The following is a 12,717-nucleotide window of genomic DNA, read 5'->3' on the forward strand; positions in this document are numbered from 1 at the left end:
ATCGCAAAATTAACAGCCCGTTTTGATCTCGAAGACAAGGTATCTAAAAAACTAAAACGGATACATAAAGGATTCCAAGAGGTCGAAAAAAAAGTCAAGACCATCAATCGACAAATCAAAATCAGCATCAGAGCAGAAGATCAGGCATTTTACCGGCTGAGAAAAATAAATGACTACATCATTTTGAAATTCGCGAAATCACTTGAAATCAAAGTGGTACTTGATGACCGAGTTACTTCAAAGTTAGAAGTGATTGAACAAAAACTAAAACGGCTGCCTAAAGAAACGAAGCTCACCGTATCTTTGGTAGACCGGACAGCAACTGCATATAAAAAAATAAAGAAGATGCTATCTAATCAAAAGCTATCATTCCTTTTGGTTCCGGATGACAAGGTTACTTCAACTGTTAAAAAGATTATTGGTTATATCAAGAAAAATTTGAAAAACGGATATACAGTCAAATTAAAAGTCATTGATGAAATCACTAAAACAGTTAATCGATTAACAGCACTTTTGAGGAAATTTGAAAAAACATATTATGTCAAGGTCGTTGTTAAGACAAAAGTATCAGACAAAATCAATAAAAAAGAAAGCCCGATTAACAAAGAGAAATCTAAGAAAGAATCAGGAACACCCTTGGATAAAGACTCTGGTAGGAGTTCTGATCAAAAACCTGGCTGGGTTAGCAAAATAAAAGGATGGCTGAAGGATTGGTGGTCAAAATCAGCTTGGCCTTGGATTAAGGATACACTCAATGAAATAGGCAAAGCTTTTTTAGATCGTTTCAAAGAGAGATTGATAGAAAAGTTGAAAAATGATGTGTTTGATAAGATCATTGATAAAATTCTAGGCCACCAAAAAAAGGACGACTCTGGAGGAAATTCTGAAACAGATAATAAAGTCCTAAACCGTAATACAGGAGGAAATTGCTGCTGTAGATGCTGTGAAGGCGGAAGTATCAGTCCGGGCACTAAAAATAAAAAAACGTATAGAAAAAAGAAAAGCCCGACAAAGGCTCCAAACAGAACACTCAAGGTTCCTGGAGAGGTGATCAGAAGACGCCAGAGCGGCACATCTGGTGAAAGTGCACCACGGACTTCAGGTTCGAAGTTAAAGAACTGGTTCGGTGGCTTAAAATCACTAGGGAAAGATTCATCCAAACTAGGAAAAGCGTTCAGAGGAATGGGAAAGGCTGTTCCATACGTAGGATCTGCATTAGCCATGTTTGATCTAGCCGGAATCAATAAAGATAATGCTGGCGAAAAGGTTGGTTCAATCGGAGGACGCATTGCCGGAGCAGAAGCAGGTGCAACTGCCGGAGCAGAAGCAGGTGCTGCGATTGGCTCCTTCGTAGGTCCGGAAGGTACAGTAATCGGAGGTGCTATCGGCGGAATAGGCGGTGGTTTAGTAGGCGGAATAGGCGGAGAAGAAGCAGGTAAGAACATTGGTAAGATGTTTGATACTTCTAATTTGAAGGAGAACATAAGCAATTCACTATTTAACAAAGAGTGGTGGAGTGGAAAATGGAATTCTATTTCTGATACTTGCAATGGGGCAATTACTTGGATTGAAGATACATGGAGTAAAGTTTCGACTTGGTTTGACCAGTATGTGTTTACGCCTATTTATAATGTAGCTGTACCCGTGATTAATTTTATAGTAGGTTTGTTTGCTTATGCATGGGATGGCATATTGGCAGTATGGAACATTGTCTACCCGTGGTTTAAGGATAACGTGTGGGATCCAATAAGCGGAGCGGTTACTAAAGTTGCTACAACGATATGGACTGGATTGTGTAACGCTTGGACAGTTATTTCAGGCATATGGTCAACTGTTTCAACGTGGTTCATGGATAATGTGTGGAACCCCGTGAGTGAAGCAGTAACAACTGCGGCAACATGGATTTGGAAAAAAATCAATGATGCATGGACTACTATATCCGATATTTGGTCCAGCGTATCGACTTGGTTTTATGATAATGTATGGAACCCGATTGTCACAAAAGTAGAAGATATTAAAACTTCAATAAAAGAAAAATTTGATGATGCAAGGAAATTTTTTGAGGGTGCATGGGATGGAATTGAAACTTGGTTTAATAAACATGTGAAAGACCCATTGGTTAAAGTAGCAGAGAAAATTGCTGAAAAATTTCAATGGGTAATTGATTTAAAAGATGCTGCTAGTTCAGGTATAGGATATGTTAAAGATGCAGTCGGAGGTTTTGTTACAAAAGTAACGAACAGAGGACAGGAAATTACTCATCTCGAGAAAAAAACAAGTAAAAAGAGTTCGAAAGAGAAAACTAGTTCTAAAACAACTACTAATAACATTTTTTCTCAATCTCCAACAAATATGACTGTTCTTCAACGATCACTGAGCCAGAATGCCACAGGCGGCTACATCACCAAACCAACCATCTCTTGGATCGGTGAAGCAGGTAAGGAATTCGTTATCCCGGTTGATAACAACCGAGGCCGGGGGAAGATGCTTCTTTCACAAGCGGCGTCTAAGCTCGGTATGCAAGTCGTAGACGACATGGGAGCCGCTTCGTCTTCAACTGAAAGTCCGGTAACTGTTTCAAGAGGAGCAACTGCTAGCCCGTTATCAGGATCAGCCTCTCCATCAATGGACACTGCAAATCTTACAGGCCAAGCGTCTGCACTCGGACAGCAATTTTCAGAAGGCTTTGGTAAAGGCATCAGCAATCAGCCGGTCAAAATGGAGGACTGGAAAAAGAAAAACATCAATACTCCATTTACACAAATGATTTCTGCTTCACCTAATTACGGTAAACAAATAGTAAGCGGGTATGCCAAGGGCCAAAATGGTACAGCAACCGGCACAGATGGCTTCCTACAGACGAAAGTTAAAACACCATTCCAGAACACCGTGAATAAATCCACTTCATGGGGAACAGGTACAATCAAAGGGTTTGCTTCCGGACAAAATAGTTCCCAGACCGGTACTGATCAGTACGTAAATACTCATGTCAATAAGCCGTTTTTGCGGTCTAAAGAATCATCAAACGGCTGGGGAACCGGAATGATCGGGAATTTTGTTTCAGGCATGACTTCAAAGGGCAGTGAGGTCCATGAGGCAGCCAAGGAACTGGCAAAAAAAGTCGAGAAAGCTTTTCGTGAAGAGTTAGATATCCATTCACCTTCTCGTGTCATGATGAGTTTGGGGCGTTTTGCCTCTGTTGGTGTTGTAAAAGGTCTGGATTCTGTCGACGTCAAAAAATATGCTGAAAAACAAGCTGGATCACTGGCAGCTGCTTATTCCGAAATGGGTGCAGTAGGCGGAAATGTGAAACAGTGGCTTATGGCTGCAATGATGGCCACAAAAACACCATTAAGCTGGCTTCCAGGATTGATGACAATTGCAAAGTTTGAATCAGGAGGCAACCCTAACTCTATTAACCTGTGGGATAGTAACGCGAAGGCAGGCAATCCATCCCAAGGGCTCATGCAGACAGTACCGACCACATTTAATGCACACAAAGCGCCGGGCATGGGTAACATCAGAAATCCGATTCACAACGCTGCTGCCGCGATCGGCTACATTAAAAGCAGATACGGCTCAATTGACAATGTGCCTGGTATTAAAAGCTTGAGGCGTGGCGGACCGTATGTTGGATATGCAAACGGCGGACTGATTACAAAAGAACACATTGCCCGTGTCGGTGAAGGAAACAAGCGGGAATGGATCATTCCGGAGGAGCGGGGCATACGCGGCCGCTACCTCCTTCAGAGAGCGGCACAGGCTCTTGGTATGGAAGTGACAGATCCGTCTCAATCCCAGCAGACTGAGCTTTCCTCAGGAAAAGTTTCAGCCGTTACCTCAGCTAGCCGGCCAACGGCAGCGGTTTCCGGATCAAAAGAGATTTATATTCAATTTAACGGTGACCAGCACTTCCATAATGGACAAGACGCCGAAACCCTGGCGGCAAAAATCAAGCAGGCGCTTATAGACGAACTGCAAAAGGATATCAATATAGGAACGAAGGGAGTCGTTGCATTTGACTAAATCCGTATATGAATTTTGGATTTCCCAAGGGAAGGACAAGCTGCGGCTCCCCGTTCTTCCCGACCAGCTGAATATTTCAAATACGGTTCAGAATGAGACGGTTAAAGTAGCCAAGTTCGGTGAGCTTACATTTATTGACGAACAAGGAGCGAAAGAAATTTCGTTCTCTTCGTTTTTTCCGAAGAAATACAGTCCGATAGCTGAATATCAAAATTTCCCGTCGCCGGAAAATGCGATAACAAAAATTGAAAAATGGATGAAGGCAAAAAAACCGGTCCAGTTTTTGATTACGGGAACTAAAGTGAATCTGACTTGCAGCATTGAAGGGTTTTCCTATAGCGAAGGCCAGCAGGATATCGGCGATCGTTCGTTTGATATTCAATTAAAAGAATACAAAACCGCTTCCCCGCGAAAAATCAAGCAGAAGAAAAAAACAAAGGCAAAACGCCCGTCGAAGGCATCTCCTAAAACCTATACAGTGAAAAAGGGAGACACGCTGTGGGACATTGCCGGCAGGTTTTACGGGAACAGCACGCAATGGCGCAAAATTTGGAACGCCAATAAAACAGCAATGATCAAAAGAAGCAAACGAAATATCAGACAGCCGGGGCATTGGATTTTTCCCGGCCAAAAATTAAAGATACCGCAATGAAACAGGTGATGTTGATGATTGAACTGTTCGTCATTAAAGACACAGAGTGGCTTGAACTGGTCGCAGAAAGCGTATCGCTGGAAGGACATCGTTATCAGGCGCCGCGCTCTATTGAAGCGACCATCGTCATCAAACAGGGCGACCAGACGTATTACAGCGTCACTGAGGGAGATACTGTCTTGTTTAAGTGGAAGGGAAAAGAGCTTTTTCGGGGCATTGTTTTTGCAAGAACCCCGGACGAGCATACACTTGCTTTCAGCGCATACGATATGCTTCAGTACCTTGTCAAAAATCAGGATGTGTACGTGTTTTCCAATCAGCGTGCTGATCAGATGATCAAAAGGATCGCCAATGATTTTCAAATACCGACAACCTCGATTGCGAATACAGGCCATACGATCAAAAGCCTTGTCATTAAAAATGATACGACCCTGTATGACATCATATTAAAAGCGTTGAAACAAACGAAAAGCCAGACAGGAAAACATTATCAGCTGTATTCGGAAAAAGGAAAGCTCGGTCTGCGCGCTTGGCCAGATCCGTCAGAGGTATGGGTGCTGGAAACGGGCGTCAATATCACGGGCTACCAATACAGCACTTCTATAAACGACACTGCTACTCGGGTGGTACTTCGCCGGCAGAAAGACAATAAGACATATAAAGCGTCTGCGAAGGACAGTTCAGGCTTAAATAAATACGGCGTGCTTCAATATACGGAAACGGTCACAGATGACATCAACCAGGCACAGCTTCAGCAGCGGGCAGATGTACGTCTTGCTGAAAAAAAGGGCGTGAAAAAAGAACTGAAAAATATTCAGGCAGTGGGCATCCCAGAAGTGCAGAGTGGCTTGCCTGTTTATATTTCTATTCCGGAGGCCGGGATCAAGAAAACCTACTGGGTAGATACGGACCGGCACGAGTTTAAAGGAACGAAACATACGATGACGATTGATGTTGTCGAAAAGAATACGATGCCGGAAGGAGTTTCCGGATGAGATTGAGTGAGGCTATTAAACATTTGGCCGTCGGCGCAGTTGACGCTGAGTCTCCGGTGGAGCTGCTGCCGGCTGAGGTGGTTTCCGTTTCTCCTGTTGAAATCAAATTAAAAGAAAACAGCAAACTGATCATACCGGCTGATGCCATCATCATCCCAAAACGGCTGCGGTCCGGAGGAGACGATCCACTCGAGCCGGGGGATCGCATCATGACCGCGGCTCTGACTGGCGGACAATCGTTTTTTATTTTAGATAAAGTATAGCCAAACCGCTTCGCATGAAGGGGTTTTTATTTAGCATGTAAAAAGGAGTGGGCATCATGGCCCTGACACCAGAAGTGGAGTTTGAGGATATAGAAGATGACAGCGAAGTCATTGAAACCTCTATAACATACAAAATTGATTTTGAAAACGGAAGAATTACAAATGAACTGATTAGCGGGCTTGAAGCGATCAGGCAGTTCGTGTATATCGCCTTACAAACAGAGCGCTATGCGTATTCCGTATACAGCCATAATGTCGGGAATGAGCTTCAAGACGTGCTGACAGATCATGAGACGACTGATGCCTACAAAAAAATGGAGATTCCAAGGCTGATAGAAGAGGCGCTGGTTTATGACGACCGGATATCTGCTGTAACAAACTTTGAGATAGAAAAACAAGGCGATGCGTTTCATGTTTCTTTTGTGGTTGAGACAGATGAAGGGACGCTTGAGATTGAGGAGGTGATTGGCGAAGATGTTTGAAGATCAGACCTTTGAAGAGATTATGGAGCGTATGCTGAACAGCATCTCCGCAGATATTGACACAAGAGAAGGCAGCGTCATTTATAATGCGTTAGCCCCGGCGGCAGCTGAGCTTGCGAAGTCATATATATGGCTTGATACTGTGCTTGAGCTAGTCTTCTCTGATACCGCGCAAGGCGAATTTTTAGACCGGCGTGCAGCGGAAGCGGGGATTGAACGGACAGCCGCGACAAAGGCGGTCAGAGCGGGAGAATTTACGTCTGGAGTTACCATTCCTGCTGGCTCCCGCTTCTATGTGGATAATCTTTATTTTCAATATACAGCAGATGGGACGCTCATCTGTGAAACACCTGGTGAAGCAGGAAACGCCAATCTGACCGGACGTAATTTACTGTCACTGGATACCATTCCCGGATTAGAAACAGCCATTGTCAAAGAAATCCTCATCCCGGGACGAGAGGAAGAAGGAGACGACAGCTTAAGAGAACGGTATTTTACAAGGGTTCGGCGTGAGGCTGTCAGCGCTAACAAAATGCACTATAAAGAGTGGGCTGAAGAAGTGGATGGTGTTGGAAAAGCAAAGATCTTCCCGCTTTGGAACGGGGACGGCACGGTCAAAATTGTCGTTACGAATGCTAATCTTGAGCCCGCTTCCGATATCTTAATTCAAAAAGTGAAAAATTATATCGATCCTGAACCAGGACAAGGGGAGGGACAGGCGCCAATCGGAGCCGTTGTCACAGTGGAAAGCGCGGTATGGAAGGACGTTGAGATTTCTGCCGAAGTGCTGCCTGAGATTAATCACTCTATTGATGAAGTGAAGTCAGAAATTGAGAAGGGCGTTTTAAATCTCTTTAAGAAAATGGCATTCGAAGACAACGTCATCCGCCTTTCTCAAATTAACAATATCGTCTATAATTCACCGTCAGTCAGTGATTATTCCAATATTAAAATCAACGGCACCTCCGAAAATTTGGTGCTGAGCGATGTGGAAATTCCTAAGCTTGGGCAGGTGAAGATCATTGAGCAAACAAGATGACATGACAGCGTATCTCCCTCCGTTTCTCACCAGCCTTAAAGAAATGGCTGAGCTGCTCAAAGCGGAAGCGCCTGAGTTTGATAAACAGAATAACAGCATATTTGATCTGACGGATCAGCTATTCGTGCCGACAGCAACATGGGGGCTCAGCCGCTGGGAAAAGATTTTAAACGTGCCGCGGGAGTCAGGCGACACCGTTGAGATCAGACGATTACGGCTCATTTCAAAAATGTCGAACATCCCGCCAATCACCTACAGGGCCATTGAGCAGGCGGTAAACCGTTTCTTAAAAAACCCGTCTGCACAGGTCCGCCTGCTGCCCGGCGAATACCGATTTAACGTGGATATTAATGTTGATGACCTTCAGCATATGAATGAGCTGATCGAAGCTATCGAAAACATGAAGCCCGCTCATTTGGCGTATACGCTCAGAGGCGGATTGAACGAGACGCTTCAAATTAAAGATAGAGTGATCCTGAATCACCGCAGATACCGAACAGCCAGTGAGCTGAAGGTCGGTTATTCTGTCACCCTTAACAACAATGAGGTGGTTTTAACTTGATCTCAAAAATATACAGAGAACGCACAGCTGCCGATCTGAAAAGCAGGATTCATCACGTGCTGCTCAACGGCCAAGAAACAGAAATAGTGGAACTCGCCATTGACGGAGCGACAGTCACCGTTCTGACAAAACGTGAGGAAGACATCAAGCATATCGAAACGGTACAAATTTTTGACGAGCTGGGCAACATCATTACAGAAAGAAAAACAGACCTGGACGTCAGTGAAAACAGAACACTCGATTTCAGATTTACTTTTGAGGTGGTGTAAACATGGCATACGAAGAAAAAACAAACTGGCTCCCGGACGACCCGATCAACGAAGACGACGTCAACCGCTGGGAAAAAGGAATAAAAGACGCCCACACAGACCTAGCTACCCACAAAAACGACATGAACAACCCCCACAACACGACAAAGGCGCAAATCGGGCTGGGGAATGTTGATAATGTGCAGCAGGCGGCTAAGAAGGATTTTGACAAGCATGAGCAAGATCAGGTGCGGCATGTTACAGAGAAAGAACGGGAGAAATGGAACGGCAGTCAGTTATCTAAGATTACGAAAGATGATGGTTCAGTCTTTATCACTATTGACAATGGACAAGACTTTAACGAGGTAGCTGCTCAACAAAAGAGATCATTTACTTTTTACACAGCAAAAACAGGCCTGAATACACCTCCGCAACCTACTAAAGGCATTTATCTGTACTCTTCAGAAATAGAAGGGGAAGCGGTTGCTATGACAAACGATGGGGGCATCTGGAGAAAAACTCTAACCGGGGGTGTATGGTCTGAGTGGGTCAGTTTCGAGACAGAAAGTGGATCAACACGGAAGGCTGATCAAGCTGAAAAAAATGCTAAATCTTATACGGACAATCATACTGCCAATAGCAATATTCACATCACAAATGCTGAACGTACAAAATGGAACGGGGCACAACTGACAAAGTTAACGAAAGATAATGGCAGAAGAACTTGGATTCCTGATGGGACTGATATTCTATCATTATCAACGGGTTTTTATTATGGAGTAGGAAAGAATGTAGTAAACAATCCGGTTGATGGTGATAATGCTTGGTATAACTACGATGTGATAGAGGGTGAGAGCGGCAGAAAAACCATCGTTGCTTACCAAAGCTTTGAAGTTACCATGTGGATCGGAATGGTTCATACTAACGGCGAATTCAAAGGATGGAAACGTTTGGTTACATCAGATGAGTTGAAAAGTGATAATATCAATAAAATTGCTGATGAGTCACTATATCAAGACGCAGCGTACTCTGGAAACAACTATCCAATTGGCATTACTACTGTCTCAATTCTTCAGGGATCTACAGGATATCCCTATGAATACGGTGAAGTGCTGAATATAAAATCGAGTAAATACCGTTTTGCTCAATTTTTCTTTTATGCCGGAAACACGGACCAAAAGAAAATATTTATTCGCCATTGGTACGATACTGTAGGCTGGACTGAGTTTATTACCATTCCTTCGTCAGATGAACTAGAATCTGTTTTAAATACAGCAAAGCTTTATACGGACAGTCATGCAAATAACATAGAAATTCATGTTACGCAGAATGATAAAACTAAGTGGAATAACAGCCAGGTTTTTAAATTGACTCAAGATGATGGGACGTTGGGGAAATACTACACTGAAGATTTGAATAATATAACAAAAACGGGGTTTTATTATATTTATTCAACGACCACGGAATTAAATGCTCCAATTAATAGAAATGGGTATTTGCTTGTCTATAATGTTGAAACTTATCCTTATCAAGAGTTTACTTCTTATTCGGGATATACAGATTCAATTCCAGACAATAGAAGAAAATTTATCAGAAATAAAAAGCAAGATTCAGAAGAGTGGACTCCATGGATGGAGATCGAATATTCACAAGGAGCACAAGCAAAAGCAGATAAAGCCTTAGCTGATGCAAAAAACTATGTTGACACAAATTATACAAATCAAAAATTAACTAAACTAACAGGCTCCAATGCAATTCAAGATGCAAGAACTGGAGGGGACGAGTATCCTCAGGGTTTAACTTTAATAGATATTGGTCAAGGAAATAATACCGGTTATCCGCTTCGTTATGGCTTCGTTAAAAATGAGAAATACAGTGATTTTAGATTTGCACAATATTTTTATGGGACTGGAAATGAATCTGGCAGTTACATTGATAGTACCGGTACATGGATACGGCACTGGTGGAGTGGATCTGGCTGGACAGCTTGGCATAAAATTTCTGGATTCGCTCATGCGTATATCCGAACTACAGGTATTCAGTATCTTGATAAAGCAGCCCATACTAAAATTCAGTTCAATCGCAAAATAAAAGATAGCCATAATGCTTTTGATACAAAAAATAGTAGATTCGTTGCCCCTAATGATGGAATGTTTTTAGTAGGAGTTGGGCTGTATATGATAAATACACCGGCATACATTAATTTTCATTTGAAACTCTATCTAAATGGATCATTGTATAAACCGGTTGACCATAAGAGAGGGGACTTTAATGATAAGGAAAATGAAATGAACCTTGACTTAAATGGTAATGTAACCGTTCCTATGAACAAAGGTGACTATATAGAGATCTACTGCTATTGCAACTATCATGGTGATGATAGAAGAGGTGTATCCGATTATAACGAGTTATACAATTATATAGACATTCAAGAACTTGGAGGACTTAACTATCCTACAGTATAAAGTATTGGAGGCAAAATGATGATCGCAGAAGCAATAATGTATAAATACCCCAATTCAGACCCAACTAAAGATTTTATTGTTCAAAATGACGGGGAAGGGTCTTATATAGCTGAATGGAACCTGCGCGCCCCAATCCCAACTCAAAAAGAACTCGAATCATGGTGGGAGGAGCTGCAAAAAAACCCACCGTATGAGCCGCCTGATCAGGTGGAGCTACTCGCTCAGGAATTGTCGCAGGAAAAGCTGGCACGCAAGCAGCTTGAAGAGCTGAACAAAACGTTGGGGAGCGAGCTGTCAGATATAAAGCTTTCATTACTTTCTTTGAAAGGAGATTATGCTGAATGAATTATTGGGTGCTTGCCCTCTATTATGAGTGGGCGACAGCGGATATGGTGAAACAGGCCATTGCATATAAAGACTGTTCAATTGAGGATCTGGCAGAGGGTGTGAACAAAAAGCTGATTACATCTGACCAGTATAAAGAAATTACCGGTAAAGCCATGTAAGGCTTTTTTATTTTGCCTGTTTTTAGATGAAAAGGAGGATGGAAGATGGTGAAGTATCAATATGAATTTCCTCTCGATAAGACTGGAAAAGCAGGAGCTGTAAAGCCCTATAGAGGAGGAAAAAATGATTTTGTGACACCTGTTTCGAATTTGTCGGGTGTAGCGGAGATTTTAACAAACGCTGCCTTAAAAGCGACTGAAGCATACAGTCAGCTCGGACAAGACAGGCTGGGCGCGGTTCTGGTTTCGAAAGTGAAGGGATGGGCGTATGCAGATCGTGAAGGTACGCTCTTTATAGAAGAAAGCGATAATAACAATGCTTGGACAACGACAGCAGCAGTTAATGTCGCAGCGGGGGTCCTGACGGCGACAGACTGGGTGTACCTTTCTAAACGCTATTATCGTTTCCGTTATGTGAACGGAAATCTTCAGCAATCAGAGTTTGTATTATACCAATCAGTCGGTGCAGGAGAAATGGACGTGCGTGTAAATGAAAAAGCCCAGATTGACTTTTCGGAGCTTCAGACAGGCGATGGACGGCTGAAAGTAAAAGCCAGCCAAACGTTTGACTTTGTCTTTCATGAAAATGCAGAGTCCGCCGGCGAGGGTGCTGCTTTACCTGTTGACGGTGCGGCGCATTTACTCGTTGAAGTAGACGGCACAGCGGAAATGAGCGAAGTCAAATTTTGGGGCAAATCGCTGTCAGGACAGAAACTTCCGATTAGAGGCGTGAAATCTGATGATGCGTCCGCTGCCTCCGGTACATTAGGGAAAGCTGAGTCGTGGGCCTTTGAAATTAAAGGGTTTAAGGAGATCATCATGGAGATCGCCAGTATCACCGGCGGGACTCTTTCGATAAAAGGAACCGCGGTTTCATAACCATTTCGTCCCTCGGAAGGGAGGTGATCCGCATGTAAAGGAGGAGTGAGTGATGCAGCAAGAGATAGATGTGAATGTGGTTCAGCAGGATTTAGCAGACATGAAAGGTGAACACAAAGCGCTGGAGCAGAGGGTTTCCGTATTAGAACGCGTGTCTGACCGGCAAGATCAGCAAATCATGACGCTGAACGAAAAATTAAACAAAATTGATGAAAATACAACGTGGATTAAACGCACCATCACAGGTGCCATCATAACTGCAGTATGCACAGGGATCATTGGCGGGGCCATCGCCATTATGTACAACCTGCTGCAGCATTAAAGGGGGATTTTTATGAAAACGTACGACAAAGGCACGGTCATCAGGACGGTGCTTCTTTTGGTTGCATTAATCAACCAGACCATGCTGATGCTTGGCAAATCACCATTGGACATTCAGGAGGAACAGCTCAATCAGCTTGCTGACGCTCTTTATTCTGCCGGATCTGTCATTTTCACAATTGGAACGACATTTGCCGCTTGGTTTAAAAACAACTATGTAACAGAAAAAGGGAAAAAACAGCGTGACTTGTTAAAGGAAAATAATCTGACCAAATAAGG

The 12,717-nt window shown here is 43.2% G+C and carries 14 protein-coding genes; all 14 read left to right on the forward strand.

Annotation, left to right across the window (positions count from 1 at the left end):
* The 14 genes from M0696_RS06940 to M0696_RS07005 are packed head-to-tail and all read left to right on the forward strand — an operon-like array spanning nucleotide 1 to nucleotide 12,715.
* Nucleotides 1–4,026: a transglycosylase SLT domain-containing protein gene (locus tag M0696_RS06940; protein ID WP_222142938.1), complete on the forward strand. Its 4,026-nt coding sequence runs from the start codon at nucleotides 1–3 to the stop codon at nucleotides 4,024–4,026.
* Complete coding sequence (locus tag M0696_RS06945; RefSeq protein ID WP_222142656.1) at nucleotides 4,019–4,678, forward strand: LysM peptidoglycan-binding domain-containing protein; 660 nt, start codon at nucleotides 4,019–4,021, stop codon at nucleotides 4,676–4,678. Before M0696_RS06940 ends, M0696_RS06945 begins: the two co-directional genes overlap by 8 nt.
* Nucleotides 4,679–4,692: 14 nt before the next feature.
* Nucleotides 4,693–5,673: an XkdQ/YqbQ family protein gene (locus M0696_RS06950; protein WP_248602636.1), complete on the forward strand. Its 981-nt coding sequence runs from the start codon at nucleotides 4,693–4,695 to the stop codon at nucleotides 5,671–5,673.
* On the forward strand, nucleotides 5,670–5,936 hold the full coding sequence (locus M0696_RS06955; protein ID WP_166853528.1) for a DUF2577 family protein: 267 nt from the start codon (nucleotides 5,670–5,672) through the stop codon (nucleotides 5,934–5,936). Before M0696_RS06950 ends, M0696_RS06955 begins: the two co-directional genes overlap by 4 nt.
* A gap of 56 nt (nucleotides 5,937–5,992) precedes the next feature.
* The gene (locus tag M0696_RS06960) at nucleotides 5,993–6,418 is read left to right on the forward strand and encodes a DUF2634 domain-containing protein (RefSeq protein WP_166853527.1); all 426 of its coding nucleotides are present in this window, start codon (nucleotides 5,993–5,995) and stop codon (nucleotides 6,416–6,418) included.
* The gene (locus tag M0696_RS06965) at nucleotides 6,411–7,457 is read left to right on the forward strand and encodes a baseplate J/gp47 family protein (RefSeq protein ID WP_248602637.1); all 1,047 of its coding nucleotides are present in this window, start codon (nucleotides 6,411–6,413) and stop codon (nucleotides 7,455–7,457) included. Before M0696_RS06960 ends, M0696_RS06965 begins: the two co-directional genes overlap by 8 nt.
* Nucleotides 7,441–8,019, forward strand: coding sequence for a YmfQ family protein (locus M0696_RS06970; protein ID WP_166853525.1), 579 nt, complete (start codon nucleotides 7,441–7,443; stop codon nucleotides 8,017–8,019). The genes M0696_RS06965 and M0696_RS06970 overlap by 17 nt, the downstream gene beginning before the upstream one ends.
* Nucleotides 8,016–8,288: a hypothetical protein gene (locus tag M0696_RS06975; RefSeq protein WP_248602638.1), complete on the forward strand. Its 273-nt coding sequence runs from the start codon at nucleotides 8,016–8,018 to the stop codon at nucleotides 8,286–8,288. Before M0696_RS06970 ends, M0696_RS06975 begins: the two co-directional genes overlap by 4 nt.
* 2 nt (nucleotides 8,289–8,290) lie before the next feature.
* On the forward strand, nucleotides 8,291–10,732 hold the full coding sequence (locus M0696_RS21125; RefSeq protein WP_428830221.1) for a pyocin knob domain-containing protein: 2,442 nt from the start codon (nucleotides 8,291–8,293) through the stop codon (nucleotides 10,730–10,732).
* Between the two features lie 15 nt (nucleotides 10,733–10,747).
* Complete coding sequence (locus M0696_RS06985; protein WP_248602639.1) at nucleotides 10,748–11,077, forward strand: XkdW family protein; 330 nt, start codon at nucleotides 10,748–10,750, stop codon at nucleotides 11,075–11,077.
* A complete protein-coding gene (locus M0696_RS06990; protein WP_248602640.1) occupies nucleotides 11,074–11,238 on the forward strand; it encodes an XkdX family protein in 165 nt (54 codons plus the stop codon). Before M0696_RS06985 ends, M0696_RS06990 begins: the two co-directional genes overlap by 4 nt.
* Nucleotides 11,239–11,283: 45 nt before the next feature.
* Nucleotides 11,284–12,117, forward strand: a complete 834-nt coding sequence (xepA, locus tag M0696_RS06995; protein WP_248602641.1) for a phage-like element PBSX protein XepA — start codon at nucleotides 11,284–11,286, stop codon at nucleotides 12,115–12,117.
* 52 nt (nucleotides 12,118–12,169) lie between these two features.
* Nucleotides 12,170–12,439 (forward strand): hemolysin XhlA family protein, encoded by a 270-nt coding sequence (locus M0696_RS07000; RefSeq protein ID WP_014113495.1) that lies wholly within the window; start codon nucleotides 12,170–12,172, stop codon nucleotides 12,437–12,439.
* A gap of 12 nt (nucleotides 12,440–12,451) precedes the next feature.
* Nucleotides 12,452–12,715 (forward strand): phage holin, encoded by a 264-nt coding sequence (locus M0696_RS07005; RefSeq protein ID WP_166853520.1) that lies wholly within the window; start codon nucleotides 12,452–12,454, stop codon nucleotides 12,713–12,715.
* The last annotated feature ends 2 nt before the right edge of the window (nucleotides 12,716–12,717 follow it).

It is taken from the genome of Bacillus rugosus (assembly GCF_023238245.1).
Lineage (GTDB): Bacteria > Bacillota > Bacilli > Bacillales > Bacillaceae > Bacillus > Bacillus rugosus.